The sequence below is a fragment of the Dehalococcoidia bacterium genome (assembly GCA_030018455.1).
GTDB lineage: Bacteria > Chloroflexota > Dehalococcoidia > DSTF01 > JALHUB01 > JASEFU01.
Genome location: JASEFU010000002.1, coordinates 336695 through 360744 on the forward strand (window position 1 = coordinate 336695; position 24050 = coordinate 360744).

Annotated in this window: 26 protein-coding genes; 14 read left to right on the plus strand and 12 right to left on the minus strand. The window is 64.3% G+C overall.

Annotation, left to right across the window (positions count from 1 at the left end; all coding sequences use genetic code 11):
* Positions 1-267 precede the first annotated feature (267 nt).
* Complete coding sequence (locus tag QME71_05045) at positions 268-1407, plus strand: hypothetical protein (protein MDI6857664.1); 1140 nt, start codon at positions 268-270, stop codon at positions 1405-1407.
* A gap of 6 nt (positions 1408-1413) precedes the next feature.
* Here the strand turns inward: QME71_05045 and QME71_05050 are convergent, their stop codons facing one another.
* From QME71_05050 to QME71_05090, 9 genes are all read right to left on the minus strand, one after another.
* Entirely contained in the window at positions 1414-2397 is a 984-nt protein-coding gene (locus tag QME71_05050) for an N-acetylmuramoyl-L-alanine amidase (GenBank protein MDI6857665.1), read from the minus strand.
* Positions 2398-2440: 43 nt separating this feature from the next.
* Positions 2441-2827: a hypothetical protein gene (locus tag QME71_05055; protein MDI6857666.1), complete on the minus strand. Its 387-nt coding sequence runs from the start codon at positions 2825-2827 to the stop codon at positions 2441-2443.
* Between the two features lie 20 nt (positions 2828-2847).
* Entirely contained in the window at positions 2848-4401 is a 1554-nt protein-coding gene (locus QME71_05060) for a hypothetical protein (protein ID MDI6857667.1), read from the minus strand.
* The gene (locus tag QME71_05065; protein ID MDI6857668.1) at positions 4352-6094 is read right to left on the minus strand and encodes a type II/IV secretion system ATPase subunit; all 1743 of its coding nucleotides are present in this window, start codon (positions 6092-6094) and stop codon (positions 4352-4354) included. Before QME71_05065 ends, QME71_05060 begins: the two co-directional genes overlap by 50 nt.
* Position 6095: 1 nt before the next feature.
* Positions 6096-6812 (minus strand): ATPase domain-containing protein, encoded by a 717-nt coding sequence (locus tag QME71_05070; GenBank protein ID MDI6857669.1) that lies wholly within the window; start codon positions 6810-6812, stop codon positions 6096-6098.
* Between the two features lie 10 nt (positions 6813-6822).
* Positions 6823-7329, minus strand: coding sequence for a hypothetical protein (locus QME71_05075; protein ID MDI6857670.1), 507 nt, complete (start codon positions 7327-7329; stop codon positions 6823-6825).
* Positions 7330-7341: 12 nt separating this feature from the next.
* Positions 7342-7797, minus strand: a complete 456-nt coding sequence (locus QME71_05080) for a hypothetical protein (protein ID MDI6857671.1) — start codon at positions 7795-7797, stop codon at positions 7342-7344.
* Positions 7798-7878: 81 nt separating this feature from the next.
* Entirely contained in the window at positions 7879-8625 is a 747-nt protein-coding gene (locus tag QME71_05085; protein MDI6857672.1) for a hypothetical protein, read from the minus strand.
* A gap of 74 nt (positions 8626-8699) precedes the next feature.
* The gene (locus QME71_05090; GenBank protein MDI6857673.1) at positions 8700-9272 is read right to left on the minus strand and encodes a hypothetical protein; all 573 of its coding nucleotides are present in this window, start codon (positions 9270-9272) and stop codon (positions 8700-8702) included.
* Positions 9273-9652: 380 nt separating this feature from the next.
* On the opposite strand from QME71_05090, the gene QME71_05095 reads away from it, so the two are divergent.
* From QME71_05095 to QME71_05150, 12 genes are all read left to right on the plus strand, one after another.
* Positions 9653-10342: a response regulator transcription factor gene (locus QME71_05095; protein ID MDI6857674.1), complete on the plus strand. Its 690-nt coding sequence runs from the start codon at positions 9653-9655 to the stop codon at positions 10340-10342.
* Positions 10343-10450: 108 nt separating this feature from the next.
* Positions 10451-11074, plus strand: a complete 624-nt coding sequence (locus tag QME71_05100; protein ID MDI6857675.1) for a hypothetical protein — start codon at positions 10451-10453, stop codon at positions 11072-11074.
* 121 nt (positions 11075-11195) lie between these two features.
* On the plus strand, positions 11196-11933 hold the full coding sequence (locus QME71_05105; GenBank protein MDI6857676.1) for a peptidylprolyl isomerase: 738 nt from the start codon (positions 11196-11198) through the stop codon (positions 11931-11933).
* 150 nt (positions 11934-12083) lie between these two features.
* Positions 12084-12902: a hypothetical protein gene (locus QME71_05110; protein ID MDI6857677.1), complete on the plus strand. Its 819-nt coding sequence runs from the start codon at positions 12084-12086 to the stop codon at positions 12900-12902.
* Between the two features lie 277 nt (positions 12903-13179).
* The gene (gene sufC / locus QME71_05115; protein ID MDI6857678.1) at positions 13180-13944 is read left to right on the plus strand and encodes a Fe-S cluster assembly ATPase SufC; all 765 of its coding nucleotides are present in this window, start codon (positions 13180-13182) and stop codon (positions 13942-13944) included.
* Positions 13944-15350: a Fe-S cluster assembly protein SufB gene (sufB, locus tag QME71_05120; GenBank protein ID MDI6857679.1), complete on the plus strand. Its 1407-nt coding sequence runs from the start codon at positions 13944-13946 to the stop codon at positions 15348-15350. The genes sufC and sufB overlap by 1 nt, the downstream gene beginning before the upstream one ends.
* 2 nt (positions 15351-15352) lie before the next feature.
* A complete protein-coding gene (locus tag QME71_05125; protein ID MDI6857680.1) occupies positions 15353-16630 on the plus strand; it encodes a SufD family Fe-S cluster assembly protein in 1278 nt (425 codons plus the stop codon).
* Between the two features lies 1 nt (position 16631).
* On the plus strand, positions 16632-17870 hold the full coding sequence (locus QME71_05130; protein MDI6857681.1) for a cysteine desulfurase: 1239 nt from the start codon (positions 16632-16634) through the stop codon (positions 17868-17870).
* Entirely contained in the window at positions 17854-18300 is a 447-nt protein-coding gene (locus tag QME71_05135) for an SUF system NifU family Fe-S cluster assembly protein (protein ID MDI6857682.1), read from the plus strand. Before QME71_05130 ends, QME71_05135 begins: the two co-directional genes overlap by 17 nt.
* Before the next feature lie 18 nt (positions 18301-18318).
* On the plus strand, positions 18319-18624 hold the full coding sequence (locus QME71_05140) for a metal-sulfur cluster assembly factor (GenBank protein ID MDI6857683.1): 306 nt from the start codon (positions 18319-18321) through the stop codon (positions 18622-18624).
* A 19-nt stretch (positions 18625-18643) separates the two neighbouring features.
* The gene (locus QME71_05145) at positions 18644-19174 is read left to right on the plus strand and encodes an NTPase (GenBank protein ID MDI6857684.1); all 531 of its coding nucleotides are present in this window, start codon (positions 18644-18646) and stop codon (positions 19172-19174) included.
* 240 nt (positions 19175-19414) lie between these two features.
* Positions 19415-19999, plus strand: a complete 585-nt coding sequence (locus QME71_05150) for a hypothetical protein (protein ID MDI6857685.1) — start codon at positions 19415-19417, stop codon at positions 19997-19999.
* A 127-nt stretch (positions 20000-20126) separates the two neighbouring features.
* Here the strand turns inward: QME71_05150 and QME71_05155 are convergent, their stop codons facing one another.
* Both QME71_05155 and QME71_05160 read right to left on the minus strand, forming a co-directional pair.
* Positions 20127-20942 (minus strand): ABC transporter permease subunit, encoded by an 816-nt coding sequence (locus QME71_05155; GenBank protein ID MDI6857686.1) that lies wholly within the window; start codon positions 20940-20942, stop codon positions 20127-20129.
* Positions 20939-21832 carry an ABC transporter ATP-binding protein gene (locus tag QME71_05160; GenBank protein ID MDI6857687.1) on the minus strand — a complete coding sequence of 298 codons (894 nt, stop codon included), beginning with the start codon at positions 21830-21832 and terminating at the stop codon, positions 20939-20941. The genes QME71_05155 and QME71_05160 overlap by 4 nt, the downstream gene beginning before the upstream one ends.
* A gap of 137 nt (positions 21833-21969) precedes the next feature.
* Between QME71_05160 and QME71_05165 the strand changes: the two genes are divergently transcribed.
* Positions 21970-22587 (plus strand): acetate uptake transporter, encoded by a 618-nt coding sequence (locus tag QME71_05165; protein ID MDI6857688.1) that lies wholly within the window; start codon positions 21970-21972, stop codon positions 22585-22587.
* 80 nt (positions 22588-22667) lie between these two features.
* On the opposite strand, the gene QME71_05170 is transcribed toward QME71_05165, so the two are convergent.
* On the minus strand, positions 22668-24050 hold a 1383-nt coding region (locus QME71_05170; GenBank protein MDI6857689.1), incomplete at its 5' end, for a molybdopterin-dependent oxidoreductase.

Genomic DNA, 24050 nt, shown 5'->3' on the forward strand with positions numbered 1-24050 from the left:
CGCCTTCTCCCGCTCGCTCGTTTCTTTCCAGGGTACGTTCGGCCAGCAACTTTCGCGACCGTTCCGGCTTCCGCCGCAGGTGTAAAGCCCGCGGGCGGCTGTTCGAGACAGTAGCCCATTGTACCCGCTACCCGACGCTTCACGCCACTTCGCTGCCGCCGGCAGGGGGCAAAGAATATCGCCCTCGAGGACGATCCTTATGTATGGAAGATGCCGCCGGCCGAGAGAGAGTCCGGCGGCAGGCGCGGAGCGAGGCGACGAGACGCTATGACGATGCGGGACAAGTTCCGGCGAAGAGACCGGCCCGAGAGACGCCTGAACATGCTCAAAGGGGCGGTGCTGGCCGTCCTCTTTGTTCTGGTCGCGGCAATAGTCCTCGACCTCGCCGTCTTCTTCGCTAAAGTGCGAAAGGCGCAATGGGTAGCCGATGGGGTCGCGATGGCCGCCGCCGCCGAACTGAGCAAGGGCGGCAGCGAGACAAGCGCGCTGAACGCGGTCACCGACTGGCTCCATCGAAACGAGGTCGCTCCGCTGAAGGGCGAGTGCTGCGTCTTCGAGGACAAGCGTCCTTTCACGGCCCCCGACGGCGCTCCCGACACGGTGACGGCGATGGCCCGCGCCACCCATAGCACCGTCTTCCTGAGTCTTTTCGGACTGCCCGAGGAGATATCGGTGGAGCGGACGGCGACCGCTCATGTCGTCGGGTCTGCGGGTGGCGCTCTCTGCCCCCTGGCCGTCCTTGGCGACCCGACCGATCTCAATCCGGACGATGGCACGTACCTGGGCCTGGGCGCCGGCAGGGTGTACGCCATCGACCTGGCGGATGCGCCACGGCAGCCGGGCGATTTCTTGCCCCTTGACTTCGATGGCACAGGTATCGACGGGTTCTATGAGAGGATCGCCGGCGGCTGCAAGGCGAGCGCGCAAAGCGTCAGGTCGGAGGGGGACGTGACGACGCCTTTGGCGAGCGACGGCGACGCAAGCCGTCTCGCGTTGCGGGGGCTGAGCGAGCACTACGCGAATGAGCTCGGCGATGGTGTTGCCGACTACCTGAATTTCGCCTGGTGTGACATCGATTTCGCGATGGACGGCGCGGGACCGGGGATTGGCCATGCGACGGGTTTCGACCCGAACATCCAGTTGCCGCGCAAGGAGTGCGTGCGCGGGACCGCCGATGGAGGGATGGGCCGGATAGTCCTTGTCCCCGTCGTGAGCGCGGCGGGAGGGGAGAGCGGCCTGACGGTGCTCGGTGTGGCGGCGATGTATGTCGTGGGCTGGGACAGGGGGTCTGCCGACGACGGCATGGCTTACGGGATGTTCTTGGAACGCGCGCTCGCCGGCGACGAGCTGACGGGGGAAGACGACATCAATCCGCTGGCGCCGCTGCGCGTCGTGCTCGCCGACTGATTGCTGCTACGACGGCGGCAGCTTACCTTCCTCGCGCAGGAACTGCTCGATGGCGTCCGCAAGCCGGATAGCCATCGCCTCGCGGGCGCGGTCGTCTTTGAGCGCGGCGGCGTCGGCGTCGTTCGTGAGGAAGAGCAGCTCGGTAAGGATCGCCGGCGTGTCGACTTCGCGGGTGACGAGGAACTGGCAGAACCCTTCGGAGCGGTGAACGGAAGCGTCCTCCTGCACCCCGCGGCGCACCGCCTCGTACCCGTAATCGCGCAGTCCGGTCATCGCCGCATCCAGCGCCAACTCGGCCAGACGCGCGCTCTCCTTTCCGAACTGGTGCTCCCCGCAGTACCACATCTCGACGCCCGCCTGGTTCGGATTGACGGAACCGTTGCTGTGCACCGATACGAAGAGGTCGCTCTCCACCGATTGGGCAAGGCGGACGCGGGCCATGAGGTCGGCGGAGATGAGCGCGTGGGCGAGCGGTCGCGGCCCCAGCGGCTTTCCGTCGCCGGCGCGGGTCATGTAGACGTCGAAGCCCTTTTCCTCCAGCAGCCGACGAAGATGCTCGGCGATTGCCAGGTTGGATTCCGCCTCCGTGAGGTCGACCTCGCCGCCCGGCGCGTGGTGCACGGCTCCCGGGTCCCCGCGGCCGTGCCCGGGGTCGAGGATGATCGTGGGGCGTCGGGGCGCCGGCGTGGGACGCCGCGGCACGAGTGATTCTCCCGCCATCGCCCGGGCTTGCGTGGAAGCGACAGCCTCTTCCGGCACGGGAAACACCTTTTGCGGCTCGCCGCGCTCAACCGGAGGCGTCTCGTCTTCGCGCTCGACGGCCGGCGGGGCTGTGGCGTTCGCTGCTGCCGCCGGCTCCTCTTGCGCTAACGGAAAAGGTGGTTCTTCCGATGGCCGGGCGCGCGCCGCCACGATCGAAGCCGTGAAGAGGCTTACCGCAATGGCCAGCGAGCAACCAGCCAGAATGCTGAAGCGCGCTTTCAATCGCACGTCGTCCTTCCTTTTGAGGGCAACGCGGCGGCCCGAAGCGGGGCTAGCCGGCGTCTGCTCGGGCCGAGGGGAGATTGAGCGCGCGCGCGACTCCTCTGAGCTCGGCCAGCAGCTCAGCGGCGGATACTTCATCTACCTCGGAGACAAGGGCCGAGGTATCGGCGTACTCTTCCTCCGCCGCCAGGAAGACGCTCAACAGGTCATCTCTGGCCGGCGGCGAGCCCTCGCTGTCGGTGCTCTCATCCGTTGTTTCCGTCTCTTCCTCTTCGTCCTTCTCGCTCTCCTTCTCGGCATCCTCTTCGACGAGTCCCTCAGATTCTTGTTCTTTCATGAACTGCAAGGCGTCCTCCGTCAGCTCGTCCAGCAGGTCCTCCTCCTCTTCCGGCTTCCGTCGTTTTTCCCAGAACTTCAGCAATGGAACAAGTTTCATTCCGGGGCCTCCCTTCTCACCTACATTGGGCTTGCGACGCTGGTGAAGATGGCCTGCACAATGAACGGCACCACCAGCATGCAGATCCCAGAGAGGAAAGTCATTATTGCGCCGTACAGGCACAGCTTGTACGTGTGTCCCCCCGCGGCGGCGAAGGGAGCGAAAGAGTCGGCGGCCGTCAAGACAAGGATCACGGCCACCACGAACGCCTTCACGAAGGCAGTATCGGGGGAGACGAAGGCAAGGTCTGTGCTCACCTGCGCTTCCGCCGCTATTCCTTCGGCAAAGCCCTGCTGCTGCACCTCCGCCAGCTTCGCCCCGAAGATCACCAGCACTTCACTGACAAAGAGGAGGATGGCCAGCAGCGCCACGTGCAGGGGGATCATGATAAAAGTAAAAGTCGATGACACCAGCTTGCGGCTCGCCCGCAGGAGCGAAATCTTCATGCTGAACTGCGAAGCGAGCAGGGCGACGCGCTCCGCGTCGCCGCCCAGGCGAATGCCGTCCCAGAACACGCGCACCGCCCGCGTCACGAGCTCGCTGCCCGACTCGGCTGCGAAGCGAAGCCACGAAAGCTCGGAGCGCAGGCCGCTCTTGAGCCGTATGTGCAGCCGCCTGACCTGCGGTTCGAGGGAGCCGAGCGAGCGGCGGTTGAGCCTCGAGATGCCCTCGCTCACGGTGCTCGACATCGCCGAGACCATGCTGCCGATCGCCCGCAGCACGCTCGATATGTCGCGGTCGCGGCGGTCGATCTGCAGGTCTTCGCGGAGCGCCAGGAGGCCGACGGGAAGAAGAAACACCGAAATCGTGATGAGAGCGAGAGGGAGGCCGAATCCGAGCAGCATGACGCCTGCCGCGGCCGCCCCGCCGATGGGGACGGTGTAGCGGGCCAAGAGCGCGGCGAAGTGCCGCTCGTGAGAATAGTCGGCGAGGGTACAGGCTTTTATCTCCAGAGGGGCGACGCTGTACACGAGCCACGATCCCACGAAGGTCACGGCGATGACAATTGCCGCCATCACCAGTATGTAGCCGGCCCCCATGCTGTAGATAAGCATCGAAACGAAGGAGATGACGACGATAAGGGTGGCCGAGACCATGAGGGCTACGTAGGCGTCGGTCCACTTCTGGAGGGTCTCCAGGTCGCGCTCGTACTGCTTTCCGTACAGCTCGAGCTGAATCTCCATCTCGCGGGCAAGGAACTGTTCTTCACCTTCGCCCGAGGAGAGCGAGCTCGCGAGGCGGAGCAGCAGGCTGCGCATGTTCTCGTCGGCGAGCGTTTCCGCCACCACCTCGCACGCCTGGGCGTAGTCGTAGTTGAGACGTTGCGCCGCCCAGTGGATACGCCGGAAAAGAATCGAAGTGCTGTACCCGAGGGCGGAGGTATGCTCGAATAGCTGGTCGCGCGAGATGCCGGCGGTGGCAATGGCCGACATGTGAGTAAGCTGGGTCACCAGGTCGAACGCCACCGGCTCCCGCCCGAAGAACCGGGCCGGCTTTTCCAGGCGCGCTCGCTCCTTGACGGCGCTAGAAGAGTCCCTCGCGCCCCGCTTTTGCCAGAAGTTGATAGAGATCATAGAAGTTCGTGGCCCCCTGGTGCGAAAGCTTCTCGAGCACCGAGGCCTTCTTCTCCAGTTCTGTGTATATGTGCCGTTTGTCCTTCGACGTCAGCCCCCTGCGAGGCGCGACACGGTTCTCCAGCAGGTAGCTGTTCATGTTGCCGGTGAACTCGAACGAGTCCTCGGCGGGATTCCAGCGAAAGACCTCGACGAAGGAGAAGGAGTCGGATGAGAGGTCGTAGCCAATGATTTCGTTGATGCTCAGTATGCGGCGTCCGACCTTTCCGTTGGGCAGCCGCACGGCGCTGCAGACGACGACGACGTTCAGGTTGTCAATGTAGGGCTTGGGCACGTTGATAGGGTTTCCCGTGACACGCTGGATCAGCTTCTCCACCGTCGCCGCGTGGAAAGTCGACATCACCTGGTGGCCCGTTTGCATCGCCTGGAAGGCTACCGCTCCCTCTTCGCCGCGGATCTCGCCCACAAGGATGGCGTTGGGGCGCTGGCGGAGGGCCGCCTTGAGCAGCCCGAACATATCCACGGATGCCCCCTGGGTCGTGTCGCCGGACATTCTCACCACCTCGCGCACCCAGTTGATGTGCGGCACCTGGAGCTCCGGCGTGTCTTCGATGGTGACGATTTTGGCGTCGGAGCGGATGAACGTGGTCAGCGCGTTTAGGAGCGTCGTCTTTCCGGAGGCCGTCTCCCCCGAGACCCAGAGGTTCATTCCGTCTCCCACCACCATCGCCAGATAAGCGGCCATCTTGTAATCGAGGGTGTCAAAGTTCACCAGCTCGAGTATGCTTATGGGCACCTCCGAGAACTTGCGGATGGTGAAGTTGCTCCCTCTCTTCGAGACCTCGCCGCCGTAAACGATGTTGATACGAGAGCCGTCCGGCAAGGCGGCGTCGACGATGGGGTGCTTGTAAGTAACCGGCTTCTTGATGTTCTCGGAGAGCCTGAGGACAAAGTCGTCGAGCTCCTCGTGAGCGGTGAAGACGATGCTGCTCTTGAGTCCTTTGAACACCTTGTGCTCCACGAAGACGGGGCCGAGGCCGCTGCAGCTTATGTCCTCTATGTTGCTGTCCTTGATCAGGGGGTCGAGGGCGCCCATGCCGATCTTGTCGCGGAGGACCACGTACTTGAGCGTCTCCAGTTCCCTCGGCGTGACCGGTACCTTCCCCTCTTTGCTCGTAGTGCGGGAGAACACGGCCAGTTTCTGCTTGGGCTGCCGCTGCCCGTTGCCCCCTTTGATCGAACCCTTGACTTCGCACGACATCTCCACTGCCAGCGCCAGGGCCTGCGCCTTCTCCTCGTTTGTCTCTGCCTCGGCGAGGATGTCGACGTAGTCCAGCAGCCGCCGCTCGACCTCCTTCAAGAGCTCATCGATGTCGAGGCCGACGGGAGGCTCGATGGTGATGTAGTAGTTGCGGGGGTCCTCCACGTCGGGGTAGATGTGCACAAAGACGTGCTCATCAACGGGGTAGATGATGTTGGGGTGGGCTATCTCGCCCAGCTTGCGCGTGATTTCGGGGTGGAACTCAGGGACACCGGCGGTGGCGATCGGGATCATGTGGAGGTAGTCCATCAGATGGGGCGACGCCTGTGCCCGCTCGATCAGCGGCTTGGGGAGCATCTTCAGTAGTAGACACTCCCCTTTCGTGTGGTCGTCGACCACATTCTCTCCGGAGAACGGAAGGCCACTGCCCATCTCAAGCCTTTGCTTTTGTTATGGGGACAATCCTCATGCCCAGGCCCGGCTCCACGTCAAAGCTCACGACGTTGCCGGTCGTCTTCTCCGCGCCGCGGATCTTCGCCACCTGAAGCACCTTCACAAGCTGCTCGCCTACCTCTTCCGTGCGAAGCCGCAAATGGGCGTCGCAGATGGAGCGGATGCGTATGAACATCGACTCGTCGAATGCGTAGGAGTGCAGCGTGATGAATACCGTCTTGTTTCGATCGCAGATCTGCTTGCAGTTTGTGAAGAACGAGAGCGTGTCGCCCTCAGGCAGGTTAGACACAAACGGTGTGAGAGAGTCCATTATGGCGATGTCGTAGTTGTGGTGGCGGGCTATGTGCTCGATGAGCCGCGTGAACACGTCTGCCGATTGTTCGGGCGTAAGCGCCGAGGGGACGGGGTAGACGTTGAGCTTGCCGAGCAGGAAATGGTCGGTCACGCTCATGCTGAGGCTGTCCATCTGTCGCAGGAGGCTGCGCGTCGTGTTTTCCGTTGTGTAGTACACAACGCGGAAGCCTTCCGTGAGGGCGCCGTAGGTGAGCTGTTGCACGAGGACGCTCTTGCCGGCGTCGGACTGGCCCTCCACAAGCGAGAGCGAGCCTTCAGGGATGCCGCCCCCGATTTTCTTGTCGACCTCCGGATTCCCGGTGGTGACGATCCTTTTGATTTCTCCGCTCTTGGCCGGTTCCATGTTTTCACTCCTAGGCAGTTACATAAGCGGACAGGGTTACCCCGTTCTCAGCCGCGATGATTACCCAGCCGGTTGTGCCCGGCCCGAGCGGCGGGTTTACCCTTATCTGCATCTCCATGGTCTCGCCTGGATTGAGCACGTCGGGCTCGAAGGCGTCGTTCGAGATCGAGATGACCGTCCATGTGTTCGATTGCAGTGAGCCGGTAACGTACGGTATCCAGCCCACGTAGCGCGTTCCGGTTTCCGAAAAGTACTCCACCACCACATCCATCCGCGAGTAGTCGACCGCCTTTGTCTGGCCGTCGTTTCGGAGCATGACTGTGATGTTGGCCTTGCCCTCGTCTATGCTCGTTTGCGTCACCGAAAACTGGGTGTGCGTCTGATCGCTCAGCCGCTCCTCCATGACCTGCCACGACTGGCCCAGAGTGTCGAGCGACGAGTAACCGCTCCTGGCAAGGACCACCGTGGTGATCATCAGGAGGGCGGTTACGAGCAGGGCAGGGATGCTTGTCTCCATCTTTGCTGTCCGTCACACAGTGAAGTACTTGGCGTCGCTCGACCCGTTGGGCGCGATTATCTTCGTGTAATAGACGACGTCGCTCTCGAGAGCGTCGCTCAGGTGGACGGTGATGTGAAGCGTGGCCGTCGGACGCCAGTCGGTATCGTTCTCCAGTGAGTACTCCCAGCAGGGCGCCGAGCAGCTGGCGCCGCCGTAGGGAATGCGGCCGAACTCACCCTGGGGTCCGAAGAACACGTCGATCTTGTCGAGGGGATCGATGATGCTTGCCCCCACGTTCTTCACCCAGAGGTCGGCCGTCGTTTCTCCTGATTTTCCCGTGGCGTGGACGATCTCCACCTGGCTGCTGAGCCTGTCGTCGAGGACGCTGGCCGTGGACGTCAGAGCGCCGCTCGTGCGGTGAACAGCAGGGAGTATCGTGTTCACCACGGCGACGACGGCGATTATGCCCGCTACCGTAAGCAGGATGGTGGTAATGGCCTTTTCGATGCCGGCACCCCCTTTTGGTCCTTCATAACGGGGGACGGAAGCATGCCGCTTCCCGGGTCCCTACTTCGCGCCCGATAGCCGCCCTCGCAGCGCCTCCGGTTTCTCTCCCTCCATGAGGGCGTGAAGCTGATAGAGGATGACCAGGCACTCGTTTACAGACGGCGGCTCCGTGCGCTCGTCGATGGCGATGCCGAGGTTCATCACCCGCATGAGGGCTTCCTTGGCGGACTTCGGCAAGTAGCCGGCGAACTCGCACAGGTCGAGCAGTATCTCGAGCCGTTCGGGTCCCACCTGCTTCAGCGCCTCTTCCGCCCAGACGGCGAGTCCGGCGACTTTTATCAGGCTCCAGCTCAGGCCGTTGTCTGTCGCCGGCGCCTCCTGTCGGGGAAGGGCAGCCGGCTTTTGCATGGCAGGCGCCTCGTCGCGGGCGGGTGGCGTACCTGTCATCGCTTGCGGCGCGGTTTCCGCGGCCCGTCGCGGCGGCGGCTGCGGGTCCTCCCTCTGGGCCGGCGGCGTCTCGACTTGCGGTGCGGCTACGCGCGCGTCTTCGCCCTCGTCCCAAGAGTTTGCAGCGCTTATTGCAGGTGTCCCCTCTTCCTCCTCATCCTGTTCTTCTGCCAGCTTTACGACGCGGATCGGCGGACGCGTGTCCGATGCGTCGACTCCGATCACTGCGCCCTGGCCGCCGCCGAAGGGGTTGTTCTGGCTTAGGATGGCCGCCCTGATCTCGCTCAAGATCAGTTTGACCTCCCCCTTCAGAAGCTTCACCTCATCCTCGAGTGACGAGATCTTTGCGTTGAGTTCCATGCTTCTGCCTCCCTGCCTCTTGGGGCGGCGCCGTTCCCTGTCATTCGCACCGCCCCTGTGGCAATGAACTCGAACTAGTGCAGATCGACCACCGTGTCGAGGCCGGCAGGCGTCGTTCGCGCTATCACCATCGTCCCTCCCAGTGCCGGCTTCAGCTCCAGGACGAACGCCTGATTGGCTCCCAGCGCCTGCGCGCTCACGTCGACGGTGATCTGCGCCAGTTCCCCGGCCTCCATCAGATCGTCCGCGTCACCGACCAGCCAGAAAACGTCCCATGCTATATTCGCTTCGTTGGTGTCGCTGTCGCGGTAATCGATGACAACCTTGTTGCTCGCTGCGGCGGGGTCTAGGTTGACCGGTTCGCCGCCCGCTGCGTTGGCAACGTCGAACACCAGCGTGCTCACCGTAGTTCCATCGGTGGTGGCGACGACGCTACCCCTTAACTCCAACGAGCCGCGGGTCTTCTGAAGTCCCGCGTACACCGCCTCTTTGCCCCGTTCCGAGCTGAAGAGACCGGTGCTGAGGACCACGAAAGCGAAGACGGTAGCAACGACCACGAAGGCGATGAGGATTATCGCCGTCTCCAGGCCGGTGATGCCCTTCTCCTCCCTGGCGGCCCTCGTCAAGAGCCTCTTGAATCTGTCCATTTGTTTCCTCCGGTCTTGGTCCTGCTCACATACGCCTTGGCAGATACGGGACATGCCAGCTGCCGTTTCTGTCGGCCCGCGAATGTCCCAACAGGGCGCACTTCTAGTGCGTCCGCAGGAGTTTTCGGTTACCTTTGGGAGCAGGAGCACGGTGCCTTCACCCAAATGGGCGGGGTGCCTGCACCTATCGGAAAGCCGGCGGTCGAGTCCTCTGCCGCAATAGCCTCCGGATTCGAAGCTTTTCGATGAATTCTTTCCGGGCAGCCCTAAAGACTGGGCTCTTGCGGCCGATAAACACGACGTAGGCTCTATCGATCGGTTGACGGCCGGAAAGAGACCGCGCCCTCAGCGGTCTCTCCCGGCGACCTGACTGGGAAGAAATGCAGGGACGCCACAAAGGAAAGAAGCTGCGCCTGCTCGTCGTCGAGGATGACGGCCTGTGGCGCGACATGTTCCGCCTCGCCCTCTCCGCCCAGCCCCGGCTCGAGCTTGTTGACATCAAGAGCAGCGGCGAGGAGCTGCTGCCCCTGTGCCGGTCGGTCCGCCCCGACGTACTGCTCATCGACCTCGATTCGGCGGCGACGAAGGAGTGCGTGGGGGCGGCGCGCGCGGGCAAGGCGGAGCGGCCGGAGATGGGCGTCGTTGTGATTGCCGCCGCCGCCGACAGGGAATGTCTCGCCGCGCTTCCCTCGCCCGACACGCCCGGCTGGTCGCTGATCGTCAAACAATCGCTTTCCGACATGAGCGCGCTCGTCCACGCCATCGAAGCGGCGGCTGCCGGGCTCGTCGTGCTCGATCCGGCGCTCCTCGCAGCCACCCTCGAGCCCCGGCATTCGCGCCTGAGCCGCCTAACGCCGCGCCAACTGGAGGTCCTGCAACTCATGGCGAAGGGGCTCAGCAATTCCGCCATCGCCAAAGCGTTGGTGCTGGAAGAGAAGTCGGTGGAGAACCACATCAATGCCATATTCAGCCAGCTCGTGGTGAACCACGACGCTTCCGCCCACCCGCGGGTGAAGGCCGTTATCACCTATCTCGAGGAGACGGGCGCCCATCCCTCACGGGCGGCCTGATCCCGGCTGCTTTCCCCCGACCCGGACATCTGGAGCCGATCCTGTAAGATTGCCCTGCGGCAGGCGTTTGTATAATGGTCGCAGCTAGCCTCGAGGGATCGGCCTATCATGCCCAGATTGACCAGGTTGACAATGCTCGTCTTTATCACGTGCTCCTGTCTGCTTGTCGCGGGCGGAACGCTCCTCTTCTTCTTTGTGCTGAATCCGGGCGGTGATGGGCGTCCCGCCTCCGAAGGGCTGCCCGCCCAGACCGACGGCGACGGGAACGGCCGCAACCAGTACTTCTCCTCCGTCAAGGGCTACGCCATCGCCGTTCCTTCTGATTGGACGGAGACGCCGAACAGCATCGAACTGGGTGGCGCATCCGTCGACGTCTTCTACTCTCTGCGTCCGACCGGCCGGCCCGGCGTGGCACCCACGTTCAGCGTAAGCAGCGAGTCGCTCCCTCCGAAAACGACTTCGCGCGACTACCTTGAATCAAAGTTGGAATTCCTCGGTTCGGTGGGGGCTGAGTTTGCCGCGCCCGCGGCCGTCGAGGTGGGCGGTGTCGAGGGCTACCTGGTGGATTACAGCGGCTACTCGCGCACCTACTCGGTGGATTCGACGTCGATCGTCGTCGTCACCGGTCAACAGGGGTGGGAGTTCGTCCTGACGGTGCCCGCGGGCGAACGTTCGCGGTATCGCCCGTTGCTGGCCTCCATTCTTGCTTCCGTCCGTTTCCCGTCCAATTAGCGCCTTCTTCGCTCGTCGGCGACCGCAGTGGATGGCGGCGAGGAGAACGTTTTTGCGGCAGCGTATACCGTTTTGCTATACTCGAACAGTGACATAAGCGCGGTCGGAGGGGGGTGAAGAGATGCCGGAAAGCAAGCACAGGCGCAAGCGAGGGGCGAGGCGGACGAGCCGCGCCGCCGATTGGTCGGGCCCGGCGACCAAACACGGCCCCTTCGGACTATTCTCCAACATCAAGCTGTTCTACTTTCTCGGCGCTCTGATCATGGTGGGCAGCCTCGCGGTCGGCGGCATATGCGCGCTGCCGCAGGGGCAGACGGCTGAGCCCACGCCGACGCCGGAGCCGACAGCGGAGGTAACCGCAGAAGGCGCCGTCACCCCGGAGGAGACGCCGGTGGCCAAGAAATGGTACCCCGCGCCGCCGCCGATGACGATCGACGTAGCGAAGTCCTATACTGCGATCGTCAAGACCGACAAGGGCGATTTCTCCATCGAGCTGTTTGACGACCAGGCGCCCAACACGGTCAACAACTTCGTATTCCTGGCGCGCGACGGCTTCTATGACGGTCTTACCTTTCACTACGTGAAGCCTGACTTTTCCGTCATGACCGGCGACCCCTCCGGCGCGGGCACGGGCGGCCCCGGGTACAACATCGCGAAGGAAGAGACGCCGCATCGCTTCGAGGCGGGCACCGTCGGCATGGTGAACGGGAGCATCTTCTTCGTCGCACTCACCGAGTCAAAGAAGTTCGAGACCGGCGAGTTCTGGGCCTTCGGCAGGGTGGACGAGGAGGGTCTCAAGGTAGTCCGGCAGCTCGCCGTGGGCGACACGGTGCTTGGCGTCGAAATCATCGAACAGTAGGGCGCCCCTTCGACCCTTCAGTCCGTCCTCGATCCCCTCGACATAACGAAGACGCGGCGCTTCCCTCGTCTCCAGCATTTCCCTAAACTGACGATTAATACTAACGGTTGTGCCGGACGGCCGGCTCATAGTCAAAGAAAGGAAGCCCGCATGCTCAAGAAGCTGTTGGTCGCCGGCAGTATTCTGGCCGTTTTCCTCGCCGGTTGCGGCTCAGACGGTGACTCCAAATCGGCTAGGACGGACGAAGAGAAGCCCAGCGCCACCGTTGTCGTCAAGACGCCGGGGCCGACAGCGACCGAGGCCTCAAAGCCGGTCGGCGGCCCCGACGCGCTGTTCCAACCCCTCAGCATCATGGGCGGGCCGCTTTTCGGCGGCGGCTTCGACATGGAAGGGGCCACCCAGGAGGTCGATCCCGATCTCAAAGCGGCCCTCATTACGGCCGGCGACCTCCCCTCAAGCTACGTTGACTTCGGCAGCGACTTCGCCTTCTCCTTCGATTCGCCGGAGGGACCGATGGAGATGGCGGCGAATATGTTCTTCGAAGGCGACATGATGGAAGGGGGCGAAGGATCGGTGGTTATGTCAGCGGCCATCTCGATGCCTGCCAGCGCCTTCGAGGAATGGGATGCGCAGCTCGCGCAGATCGACGACCTCGATCCGGCGGAGATCGAAGAAGCGATGGAACAGACGGGAATGGCGAGCATGGGCGTGACGCTGAACGACATCCAGATATCGCGGCTCGACCTCGGTGAGGGCGGAATGCGCATGTACATGGTGATGGACATGAGCGGTCTCACGGAAGACCTGGGAGAAGAAATGGGGATGTTCGAGGGCGGCATCGCCTTCGACATGTACATGTTCAAGTCCGGGCAGACCGCCTACATGGTCATGAACATGTGGCCCGCGGGCGAGCAGACTGATGTCGACGGTCTGGCGCTGGCCGAACTCATGGAGTCGCGCATCCGCTAGACGGTCGATCGGACCGTGCAGCAAGGGCGGTCTGTCCGGGCCGCCCTTCTTCTTCCCACCGCGAACACAGAAATCTTCGCCCACGTTCGCGCTCACACCCGCCCGGGCTGCCTCTTTGCGGCCTGCGGCGCTGTTCCCGTTCGCCGCGTCACGCCGCGACGGGAACGGAGGCTTTTAGTGCAAAACATGCATTTAAAGCCAGAAATCCTTGACAATGAAAAGAAGCGCAGCCTATAGTGGGTTTAGGCTCTGTCGCATCATTCGAAGGGATAGACACATGCCGGAAGACCAGCCGTTGTTCGTCATCGATGACCTCCACGTCAGCGTCGAAGGCAAGGAAATCGTGAAGGGTCTCAACCTGACGGCGCGGCGCGGAGAAATCCATGCCGTCATGGGCCCGAACGCCTCCGGCAAGAGCACGCTCGCGCACGCCCTCATGGGCCACCCCCGCTACGAGGTGACGAAGGGCAAAGTCCTGCTGAAGGGGGAGAACATTCTCCGCCTCAAGCCGGACGAGCGGGCCCGCCGCGGCCTCTTCCTCGCCTTCCAGTACCCGCGCGCCATCCCGGGCGTGAGCATGGTCAATTTCCTCCGCTCCGCCCTTCGCTCCGTGCGCGATGAGGACGTGCCGGTGCGCGAGTTCAGGGCGATGCTCAGGGAGACGATGGACCTCCTCAAACTCGACGATGAGTTCGTGCGCCGCTACGTCAACGACGGCTTCTCCGGCGGCGAGATGAAGCGGGCGGAGGTGCTCCAGATGGGCATCCTCAAGCCTGAGATGGCCGTCCTCGACGAGACGGACTCGGGGCTCGACATCGATGCCCTGAGGACGGTGGCGGAGGGGATAAGCGCCCTCGCCGACGGCACGCGCAGCTTCCTCATTATCACCCACTACCAGCGCATACTGAACTACGTCCGCCCTCACTTCGTGCACATCCTCTTCGACGGCCGCATCATCAAGTCGGGCGGCCCCGACCTCGCCCACGAGCTGGAGGCGGAGGGCTACGAGGGGATAATCGCCGCGGCGCAGGGGGCGCGCTGATGACGGAGCGCAAAGCCGTTGACATAATGTCGGACGGCTACAAGTGGGGCTTCCACGACGAGGCCGAGTACCTCTTCAAGACGGAGAAGGGCCTCTCGCGCGCCGTCGTCGAAGAAATAGCAGGGATAAAGGAAGAGCCGCAGTGGATGCGTGACTTCCGCCTGCACGCGCTCGAGCTGTTCGAGAAGAAGCCGATGCCGGCGTGGGGCCCCGACCTCTCCGACATCCGGTTCGACGACATGTACTACTACGCGCGCGCCAGCGACAGGGCGGAGCGCGACTGGAAGGACGTGCCCGACTACATCCGCCGCACCTTCGACCGGCTGGGCATACCGGAAGCGGAGCAGAAATTCCTCGCCGGCGTGGGGGCGCAGTACGACTCGGAGGTCGTATACCATAACCTGCGCGAGGAGCTGTCGAAGCAGGGAGTCATCTTCGTCGACACCGACACCGCCGTGCGCGAGTACCCCGACCTTGTCCGCCGCTATATGGGTACCATCGTCCCGTCCGGCGACAACAAGTTCGCCGCCCTCAACAGCGCCGTTTGGAGCGGCGGCAGCTTCGTCTACGTTCCGGAGGGCGTGCGCGTGGAGATACCTCTTCAGGCCTACTTCCGCATCAACGCTGAAAACATCGGCCAGTTCGAGAGGACGCTGATAATCGCCGAGCCAGGCAGCTTTGTGCACTACATCGAGGGGTGCACCGCGCCTATCTACACCACGAACTCGCTGCACGCCGCCGTAGTGGAGGTGATCGTCAAGAAGGGCGCTCGCGTCCGTTACAGCACCGTGCAGAACTGGTCGACGAACGTCTTCAACCTCGTGACCAAGCGCTCGGCCGTTTACGAGGACGGCGTCGTCGAATGGGTCGACGGCAACCTGGGCAGCCGCACGACGATGAAGTACCCCGGCATCTATCTCATGGGGCGCGGCGCCCACGGCGAGGTGCTATCGTTGAGCTTCGCCGGCCGCGGCCAGCACCAGGACACCGGCGCCAAGGCGATTCACGCCGCCCCTTACACGAGCTCCGTCATCACCGCCAAGTCCATCAGCAAGGACGGCGGCCGCGCGAGCTACCGCGGGCTGGTGAAGGCGGCGCGCGGCGCGAAGGGCGTGAAATCGAGCGTGCGCTGCGACGCCCTCCTCATGGACGACGACTCGCGCTCCGACACCTACCCGACGATGGATATCGAGGAGCAGTCGGCGCTGATCGCCCACGAGGCCACAGTCAGCAAGGTGGGCGAGGAGCAACTCTTCTACTTGCAGAGCCGTGGCATCGAGCAGCAGGAAGCGACGAAGATGATCGTGAACGGCTTCGTGGAGCCGGTGGTCAAGGAGCTGCCGATGGAGTACGCGGTCGAGCTCAACCGGCTGATCGAGCTGCAACTGGAAGGGGCGGTCGGCTAGGCATGCAGGCAGTGACTTCCAGCCGCGGACAGGCCGCAGAGCTCATCGACGCGCTCTCGTCGCGGCATAACGAGCCGGAGTGGCTGCGGCAGCGCCGCCTCGAGGCCTGGCGTCTGTATCAGGGGTCCTCGACGGAGAGCGCGCGCCTCGAAGCGCTGCTTTCGGAACGGAGCGGCGATACGTCTTCGCGTACGGGCCGCGTCTGGAGCGGCCGCTTCGGGGGCGTCATCGAGCAATGGGGGAGGGAAATCGTCTCGCATTCGCTCAGCCCCGAGATTGCACGGGAGGGTATTGTCTTCGCCGATCTGCATTCCGCCGCCCGCGACCACGCCTCGCTGCTGCGAGAGCGCCTGATGAGCGTCGTGACGCCGCAAGAGAACGGCGACGAGGCGCTGAACGGCGCGTTGTGGAGCGGCGGCGCGCTTGCGTACCTGCCCCCGGACGCGCAGGCGCTCGAGCCGCTGGCGTACCTGGCCGGCGGCGCGGAGAGCGCGTTCCGCCGCGTCCTGCTGGTCGCCGAAAGGGGCAGCGCCGCGACCTTCGTCGAGGCGGGCGTCTCGACAGGGAAAACGCCCGCCGCCAGCGACTCGGTCGCCGAGATAGTGCTCGCGGAAGGGGCGCGGGTGCGTTACATAATGTTGCAGGACTGGGGGCGCAGCACCGACTGCCGCCTCACCTTGCGGGCGGTCCTCGGCGAGGGGAGCAGGCTCGATCTGATGGTTGCCGGCACGGGAGGCGCCTCTACGAAGGCGAAGCTGGAGGCCGTCCTCGCGGCCCACGGCGCGACCGCCCGCATCGTCGCGCTCACTGTCGCCGGCGGCGATCAGCGCCTCGAGTACAGCACGTTGCAGGAGCACAAGGCGCCGGAGACGGTGAGCGACCTCCTGTTCAAGTCGGCGCTGAGGGGGCGCGCGCGTCTCCAGTGGCGCGGGCTCACCCGCGTCGAGAGCGGCGCAGCGGGCGCGGACGCTAATCAAGAGTCGCGCAGCCTGCTCCTCAGCGACCGGGCGCAAGCGAGGCCGATGCCCGTGCTCGAAATCGAGGCGCACGACGTGTCGCGCTGCAGCCACGGCGCCACCGTCAGCTCGCTCGACGAAGAGCAGCTCTTCTACCTGATGTCGCGGGGCCTGTCAGGCCGGCAGGCGGAGACGGCGATTGTGGAGGGCTTCTTCCGCCAGGCGCTCGACCGCCTCGACGGCGACGGCGTCAGGAGCGGCATCGAGCGCGTGCTGCGGCGCAGGCTGACTGCGGGACGTCGCCGCAGTTCAGACGGAGAATGAGATGATAGACGTCGAAGCGGTGCGAAGAGACTTTCCTATTCTCGAACGGCGAGTACACGGCCGGCCGCTCGTCTACCTCGACAACGCCGCCACCACGCAGAAGCCGCGCGCGGTCATCGATGCCCTTTCGCAGTACTACGAGCGCTCGAACGCTAACATACATCGCGGGCTGCACGCTCTGGCGGAAGAGGCGACGGCGGCCTATGAGGGGACGCGGGCGAAGGTGGCCGGCCTGATAAACGCGCCGACCGCCGAGAGTGTCGTCTTCACCCGCAACACCACGGAATCCATCAACCTCGTGGCCCACTCCTGGGGACGGAAGCGGCTGCGCCCCGGCGACGAGATCGTGCTGACGGTGATGGAGCACCACAGCAACCTCATCCCCTGGCAACTGCTGGCGAAGGAGACGGGCGCGCGACTGCGCTTCATCGACATCGACGACGAGGGGCGCCTGCGCCGCGACGACATCGAACGGCTCATCGGCGAGAGGACGCGGCTGGTCGCGTTCACGCAGATGTCGAACGTGCTCGGGACGATCAACCCTGCCGCGGAGATCATCGCGCGGGCCCACAGCCGCGGCGCGCTCGCGCTCGTCGACGGGGCGCAGAGCGTGCCCCACATGCCTGTCGACGTCCAGGAGATGGACTGCGATTTCCTCGCCTTCTCCAGCCACAAGATGCTCGGGCCCACGGGAGTCGGCGTGCTCTACGCCAGGCGCGAGCTCCTGGAGGACATGGAGCCCTTCCTCGGCGGCGGCGAGATGATCAGCAGGGTGTCGCTGGAGGACGCCTCCTGGAATGAGGTGCCCTGGAAGTTCGAGGCGGGGACGCCCAATATCGGCGGTGTCATCGCCCTCGGCGCTGCCATCGACTACCTGAAGGCGCTGGGAATGGAATCGGTGAGAGCGCACGAAATGGAGCTTGGCCGCTACGCTCTGGAGGCGCTGGCGGGCATCCCCGGCGTCACCGTGTACGGCCCGAAGAACGCGGACAGCCGCGGCGCCGTCGTCGCTTTCAACTACGGCGACCTGCATCCTCACGACATCGGCACGGCGCTCGATAGCTATGGCATCGCCATACGCGCCGGCCACCACTGCGCGCAGCCGTTGATGGCGCGGTTGGGCGTGGTCGCCACCGCCCGCGCCAGCTTCTACATCTATAACCGGACGGACGAAGTGGATGCCCTGGCGCGGGGAATACGAGAAGCAGCGAGGTTCTTCGAACGTGTCCCACTATCCTGAGCCGGAACTGGACGAGCTCTACCGCGAGCTTATCCTCGACCACTACCGCAATCCGCGGAACCACGGCAAGCTGAGCGACCCCGACGTGGTTGGGGAGGGCTACAACCCCCTCTGCGGCGACGAGATCGAGGTGCACGTGCGTCTCGAGGACGGGCGCATCACGGAGGCGGCCTTCAGCGGGCGTGGCTGCTCCATTAGCCAGGCCTCCGGCTCGATGATGACGGAAGCGGTGAAGGGCAAGTCGGTCGACGACATCGTCGCGCTCGCCGACGCCTTCATGCGGATGATGAAGGACCCCGATTTCGTGCCGCCGGAAGAGATGGGCGATCTGGAGGCGTTCCAGGGCGTCGCCCGCTTTCCGGTGCGCGTCAAATGCGCTACCCTTGCCTGGCACGCGCTCCGAGAGGGGCTCAAGCGCCGCTCCGACTAATCCCAGAGGGGTATGGGGATGCTTTTCTCGGAAGAGACGGTGCGTGAGAAGCTACGCGACGTCATCGACCCCGAGCTGGGAATGAACGTCGTCGACCTCGGCCTCATCTACAAAGTGAAGATAGAAGGGACGACCGTCCGCATCACCTACACGCTGACGAGCCCCGCCTGTCCCTTGGGTCCTGCTATCGCCGCCGCCATCCAGCGCTCGGCGTCGGAGCTCCCCGGGGTCGAGAGCGTCGAGCTCGCGCTTACGTTCAGCCCGCCCTGGGACCCGAAGACGATGGCAAGTGAAGAGGCGCGGATGGAGATGGGAATCTGGTAGCGGCGCCCTTCGCCCGCGAATGAACGAGAACGTCTTCCTCATCAGCGGCCGGCCCGGGTCGGGAAAGACCACCGTCGTCCGGCGCATCGTGGAGGCGCTTGCCGTCAGGGCGGGCGGCTTTTACACGCAGGAGACGCGGGGCACCGACGGCCGCCGCACGGGGTTCGAGATCGTAACGCTTCAGGGAACGCGCGCCCCCCTTGCCGGGGTCCATATTCGCAGCCCCTATCGCGTCGGGAAATACGGCGTCAATCTCAGGGGTATCGACGAGGTGGCCGTCCCGGCAATCCACGATGCTGTGAAGGACTGCGATCTCATTCTCATCGACGAGATCGGCAGGATGGAGCTGTATTCGCAAGACTTCCGAGACGCGGTGACTGATGCCATCGAAAGTGGGAAGCCCGTGCTGGGGACGATAATGCTCGCCGCCCACCCTTGGGCCGACGCCGTCCGTTCTCGCGCCGACGTGCATGTCTTTCCGATCGATCCATCGAGCCGCGACTCCGTCGCCCGTCTGGTACTGGACCGGCTGCGCCCGCTCTTCCACTAGCCCGGCCTCGATAGAGAATAGACCGCGCTCTTACGCCTCCGGACTCCTCGCTGTCCACTGAGGGGCTATCCCCCCCGCCAACAAGGGTGTGGGCACCCTTCATGGCGAGACCTTAAGTTTCGAAACACATTCAGACCCAATCGGATGGTTGGCGGCAAGAGTCTGCCGCCGCTAGTCCCGCCAGCGAGCGGGTGACGGGCCGCGTTCTGAAAGGGCCCATACTCCGTAAGGAGGGAGTGCATGAGTAGGATACTGAAGCTAGTCAAACGGGCAAATCGGGAAGAGGAAGGCATCACGGGCCTTGAGACGGCCATTATCCTGATCGCCTTCGTAGTCGTGGCGACGGTCTTTGCATTCGTCGTGCTGAGCACCGGTCTCTTCAGCTCCGAGCGGGGCAAGGAGGCGGTGTACTCCGGTCTGCAGAAGACCAGGGGTTCGCTTGAGCTGCGCGGCAGCGTCATCGCCAACACCGATGGCACGAACGTGACCAGCCTCGTGTTCGACCTGGCCAACGCCGCCGGTGGCGAGCCGGTCAACCTCGACCCCGCAGCCACCAGCAACAAAGTCGTGATGGCGTATCGCGACGCGTCTGTCGCCAACTCCGACCTCGTATGGGAAAGGGCATGGCTCGTAGGCGACGGCGATAACCTGCTGGAAGCCGGCGAACTGGCGGAGATCACCCTGACCATGGCCTCGCAGACCCCGGCGATCACCCTCGGCGCCAACGCTGCCTTCACCCTCGAAGTGAAGCCGCCGCTCGGTGGCACGATGGTCATCGCGCGAACGACGCCCGCCGGCCTGGATACCGTGGTCGATCTTCACTAGAAGGTCCGCCTTCCGGAGGATACCCAGGCAAACGCGGCCGTCAACTGAAAATCGAAGAGCCTCTTGAATCTGGGCACCTGCTTGTCGGGCAGAAACAGGCGGGTGCCCAGCCATTTTCGGCAGTGCGCTAGGTCACGATGTCGCGCCGCTCGAATATCACCGCCGCCACCGCCAGCGCCCCCAGGGCCACTCCGCCGGAGACCAGGAGACCGACCCACGAAAGCTCCCCCGTATCGAGGATGCGCTGCGGGTCGTAGAAGTGGAAGAGAGAGATGTTGCCCGACCATTCCACCCTCTCCACTGTCCGGGCGACGATGTCGATAGCGTAGAAGGCGGTGGTGAGAAGGCCCGCCGCCGCTGCCGCCTTCGCTGTCGAGAGGAACAAGCAGGAGAAGGCCAGCGAGTAACCGGCCACCGCCAGAGCCACCATCCATGCCTGGAAGAGGGTAAGCGAAAGGTTCAGCACGTTGGCGGTTGCGGCTGCGGTAGCCAGCCCCGCCATCAAGGTCAGCGCCGCGGCCACCGCGAGGACGGCGGACGCGACAACGAACACCAGCCACCGCCAGAGCAGGAAGCGGCTTCGCGCTACCGGCTGGCTCAGTATGAGGTCCAGCGTCCCTTTCTCGCGCTCGCGGGCGACGGCGGCGCCGCAGTGAACGACGGCGTAGATGGCGAACAGCGCCGCCCCAAAGCTCAGGAACTGCGTGTTCATCCAAAGATTGACCGCGAACTCCTCTCCCGACGGTATGGGCGCATTCGGATCGAGACCCATGAACGCGCGCAGACCTTCCGGGAACTGCTCGATCAGCTCCACGTAGTCGGCCGCGCCTATGCTGCGGTACAGGGCTCCCGTGAGGAAGGCAAGCGCGCCGACGCCGATTACCCACGCCAGCGCGGTGTAGCGATGGAACCAGACGTTCACGGTGAAGACCGCGGCGCTCACTCCTCGCTCCCTTCGCTGTAGAACTGCATGAACGTCTCTTCGAGCGTTGCCTCCGGGAAGACGATATCTTCGACCGGGAGTTCGGTGAGAGCGCGCAGCACCTCGCGCACGTGCCCGGAGACCTGGAATTCGGCGCGGTTCCCGTTCATGCTTCGCAGCTCCGTCCCCGCGATGAGCAGCGCCTCGCGCGGCACGGGCCGCTCGAACGTCACCTCGAGCGTGCGCACCTTCTTGTGCTGAATCGCCTCGACCTCTTCGACCGCCATCAGCTTGCCGCGGCGCAGTATCGCCACGCGGTTGCACACGCGCTCCACCTCCGGAAGATTGTGCGACGAAAGGAAGATCGTGCGCCCCTGGGCTTGCTCCTCGCGTAGTATCTTGTAGACCTCCTGCTGCACGAGGGGATCGAGCCCCTTCGTCGGCTCGTCGAGGATGAGTAGTTCGGGCTGTGGCATGAGGGCGGCGACCAGCGCCAGTTTCTGGCGCATCCCCGAAGAGTAGGCGCCTATCTTGCGCTTGAGGTCGATATCGAGGCGTTCGGCGAGCGCCCGCCCGTGCGCGAGGTTCGACGCGCCGCGCAGCCGGTTCAGCAACTCGAGGAGATGCTCGCCGGTCATGGCATCGTAAAGCGCGACGTCTCCCTGCAGATAGCCGGTGCGGCGACGCACGGCCAGCGAATCGGCGCGAACGTCGTGCCCGAGCACCTCGGCGCGGCCTTGAGTGGGACGTATGAAGTCGAGAAGGAGGCGGATCGTCGTCGTCTTGCCGGCGCCGTTCGGCCCCAGATAGCCGAAGATCTCGCCCCGTTCCACCGTCAGGTCGAGGTTGTCGAGCGCGAGCACCTGTCCGTAGCGCTTGGAGAGCCCGTAGGTGCGGATGGCAGGGATCATGCTTCTCCTTTCCCCTACGGCCAGTATACGGTTGACGCCGTCCGAGTTCCAGTTGTCAGGCGTGTAGACAATTAAAACGGATGCACGGTACAACAGTTGACGGAGCGGACGAAAGCTAGACTAAGGAGGTTGACTCTATGGCTAACGGCGAGATGGTAGTCAGCGAGAAGCTGGCGAACCCGGCCCCGCTGGGGCTGGCAGGCTTCGGGATAACGACGCTGGTGCTGAACGTCATTAATGCCGAGATCATCGACGGCGACAGCATCGGAGTGGTGCTCGCCCTGGGGCTGTTCTACGGAGGACTGGCGCAGCTTCTCGCCGGCATGTGGGAAGCGAAGAAGAACAACACCTTCGGGTTTACGGCCTTTAGCTCATACGGTGTCTTCTGGATCGGCCTGGGGACGCTGATTATACTCGAGGACAACGGCCTCGTAAGCGAAGTGCCGCCGGAAGGCATGTCCGTGTATCTGGTCGCGTGGGGACTCTTCACCACGTACATGTTCGTGGGTACGCTCAGGATATCGGTCGCGTTGCAGGTCGTTTTTGCCGGACTGTCGGTCCTGTTCTACCTGCTTGCCTGGGGCCAGCACAACGAAACGGTCCACCAGATCGCCGGCTACGAGGGCCTGCTGGTGGCGGGTGCGGCGCTCTACGCTTCGGCGGGAGGGATAATCAACGAGACCTGGGGCCGCGAGGTGCTGCCGCTCGGGGTTGTCCGCCGGCGCGCGGCGCCGACGGTGGCCGCGAGGGCGTGACCCACGCCTCGATTGCGCTGATTCCTGTCAACTTAGGAACGGACGAGGACGGCCCGCCGGTTCGGGCAGCCCAGCGTGTGCTATGCGCGCTCTATGCGGACGGCGCAGGCCTTGTACTCAGGCGTCTGAGCGACCGGGTCGTAGGCGTCGTTCGTCAGGACGTTGGTGAGCGCCTGCTCCGGGAAGTGGAAGCTGAGGAAGACCACGCCCACTGGCGAACGCTCTGTTAGCCGGGCGGCCGCCGTTACTTCGCCGCGCCGCGACACGACGCGCACCTTCTGCCCGTCCTCGATGCCCAGCCGCTGTCCGTCGACAGGGTTGATCTCGACCGTTTCCCGCGGCAGGAGCAGCCGTATCGCGGCCGAGCGTCCCGTCTGCGTGTGCGTGTGGTAGGCGGGGAGGCGGCGTCCCGTCGTCAGGACGAGGGGGAACTCGTCGTCGGGCTGCTCTGCCGGCGGAGTGTACCCGACGGGGCGGAAGTAGGCCGTCTGCTTGCCTTGCCACAGCTCGCTGTGGAGGTACGGCGTCCCCGGGTGGTCGGGCGTCGGGCAGGGCCACTGTATGCCCTCGCCTTCCAGCCGCTCGTATGAGATGCCGGTGAAGGCGGACGTGAGCGCGGCCATCTCGTCCCACACCTGGGAGACGTCCTCGTAGTCCATGCGGTAGCCGAGGCGCGTCGAAAGCTCTGCCAGGATGCGCCAGTCCTCGCGCGCGCTGCCGGGCGGGTCGACCGCCTTCCGCACGCGCTGGACGCGACGTTCCGTGTTGGTTATCGTGCCGTCGCTCTCGGCGAAAGAGGCGGCCGGCAGCACCACGTCGGCGAGGCGGGCGGTCTCTGTAAGGAAGAGGTCCTGCACGACTAATAGGTCGAGCGATTCCAGCGCGCGCTGCGCTTTCGAAGCGTCCGCCTCCGAGACGAGGACGTTCTCGCCCATGATGTAGGCGGCCTTCACGCGCCCCTCCAGCATCTCGTCGATGGCGGCGACCTTGGTGACGCCGGGACGCGCGGGCAGGGTGACGCCCCACGCCTCTTCCCACTTCCGGCGCACGTCGTCGTTGGCGATCTTCTGGTAGCCGGGCAGGTCGACGGGGCCGCAGCCCATGTCGCAGGCGCCCTGCACGTTATTCTGGCCCCGCAGCGGGTTGACGCCGGAGTTTGCCCGCCCGAAGTTGCCGCAGAGCAGCGCCAGGTTGGAGAGCGATTGCACGTTCTGGACCCCGCAGATGTGCTGGGTGACGCCCATGGTGTAGATGATGGCCGCAGGCTTCGTTGTCGCGTACTCGCGCGCCGCCGCGACGATATCCTCCGCCGGAACGCCGGTGATCTCTTCCGCGCGCTCGGGCGTGAACTCCTGGACGGAGGCGCGGAACTCCTCGAACCCTTCCGTGCTCATCTCGATGAGGTCGCGCGCTTCCAGCCCCTCTTCGATTATGACACGCGCCATGGCGTTGAAGAGCGCCGT

What these genes read in the sequence shown, in the direction of transcription:
- QME71_05045 (MDI6857664.1), top strand. Translation starts at nt 268, where the DNA reads ATGACGATGCGGGACAAGTTCCGGCGAAGAGACCGGCCCGAGAGACGC.
- QME71_05055 (MDI6857666.1), bottom strand. Translation starts at nt 2,827, where the DNA reads ATGAAACTTGTTCCATTGCTGAAGTTCTGGGAAAAACGACGGAAGCCG.
- QME71_05060 (MDI6857667.1), bottom strand. Translation starts at nt 4,401, where the DNA reads ATGATCTCTATCAACTTCTGGCAAAAGCGGGGCGCGAGGGACTCTTCT.
- QME71_05065 (MDI6857668.1), bottom strand. Translation starts at nt 6,094, where the DNA reads ATGGGCAGTGGCCTTCCGTTCTCCGGAGAGAATGTGGTCGACGACCAC.
- QME71_05070 (MDI6857669.1), bottom strand. Translation starts at nt 6,812, where the DNA reads ATGGAACCGGCCAAGAGCGGAGAAATCAAAAGGATCGTCACCACCGGG.
- QME71_05075 (MDI6857670.1), bottom strand. Translation starts at nt 7,329, where the DNA reads ATGGAGACAAGCATCCCTGCCCTGCTCGTAACCGCCCTCCTGATGATC.
- QME71_05085 (MDI6857672.1), bottom strand. Translation starts at nt 8,625, where the DNA reads ATGGAACTCAACGCAAAGATCTCGTCACTCGAGGATGAGGTGAAGCTT.
- QME71_05090 (MDI6857673.1), bottom strand. Translation starts at nt 9,272, where the DNA reads ATGGACAGATTCAAGAGGCTCTTGACGAGGGCCGCCAGGGAGGAGAAG.
- QME71_05095 (MDI6857674.1), top strand. Translation starts at nt 9,653, where the DNA reads ATGCAGGGACGCCACAAAGGAAAGAAGCTGCGCCTGCTCGTCGTCGAG.
- QME71_05100 (MDI6857675.1), top strand. Translation starts at nt 10,451, where the DNA reads ATGCCCAGATTGACCAGGTTGACAATGCTCGTCTTTATCACGTGCTCC.
- QME71_05105 (MDI6857676.1), top strand. Translation starts at nt 11,196, where the DNA reads ATGCCGGAAAGCAAGCACAGGCGCAAGCGAGGGGCGAGGCGGACGAGC.
- QME71_05110 (MDI6857677.1), top strand. Translation starts at nt 12,084, where the DNA reads ATGCTCAAGAAGCTGTTGGTCGCCGGCAGTATTCTGGCCGTTTTCCTC.
- sufC (MDI6857678.1), top strand. Translation starts at nt 13,180, where the DNA reads ATGCCGGAAGACCAGCCGTTGTTCGTCATCGATGACCTCCACGTCAGC.
- sufB (MDI6857679.1), top strand. Translation starts at nt 13,944, where the DNA reads ATGACGGAGCGCAAAGCCGTTGACATAATGTCGGACGGCTACAAGTGG.
- QME71_05125 (MDI6857680.1), top strand. Translation starts at nt 15,353, where the DNA reads ATGCAGGCAGTGACTTCCAGCCGCGGACAGGCCGCAGAGCTCATCGAC.
- QME71_05130 (MDI6857681.1), top strand. Translation starts at nt 16,632, where the DNA reads ATGATAGACGTCGAAGCGGTGCGAAGAGACTTTCCTATTCTCGAACGG.
- QME71_05140 (MDI6857683.1), top strand. Translation starts at nt 18,319, where the DNA reads ATGCTTTTCTCGGAAGAGACGGTGCGTGAGAAGCTACGCGACGTCATC.
- QME71_05145 (MDI6857684.1), top strand. Translation starts at nt 18,644, where the DNA reads ATGAACGAGAACGTCTTCCTCATCAGCGGCCGGCCCGGGTCGGGAAAG.
- QME71_05150 (MDI6857685.1), top strand. Translation starts at nt 19,415, where the DNA reads ATGAGTAGGATACTGAAGCTAGTCAAACGGGCAAATCGGGAAGAGGAA.
- QME71_05160 (MDI6857687.1), bottom strand. Translation starts at nt 21,832, where the DNA reads ATGATCCCTGCCATCCGCACCTACGGGCTCTCCAAGCGCTACGGACAG.
- QME71_05165 (MDI6857688.1), top strand. Translation starts at nt 21,970, where the DNA reads ATGGCTAACGGCGAGATGGTAGTCAGCGAGAAGCTGGCGAACCCGGCC.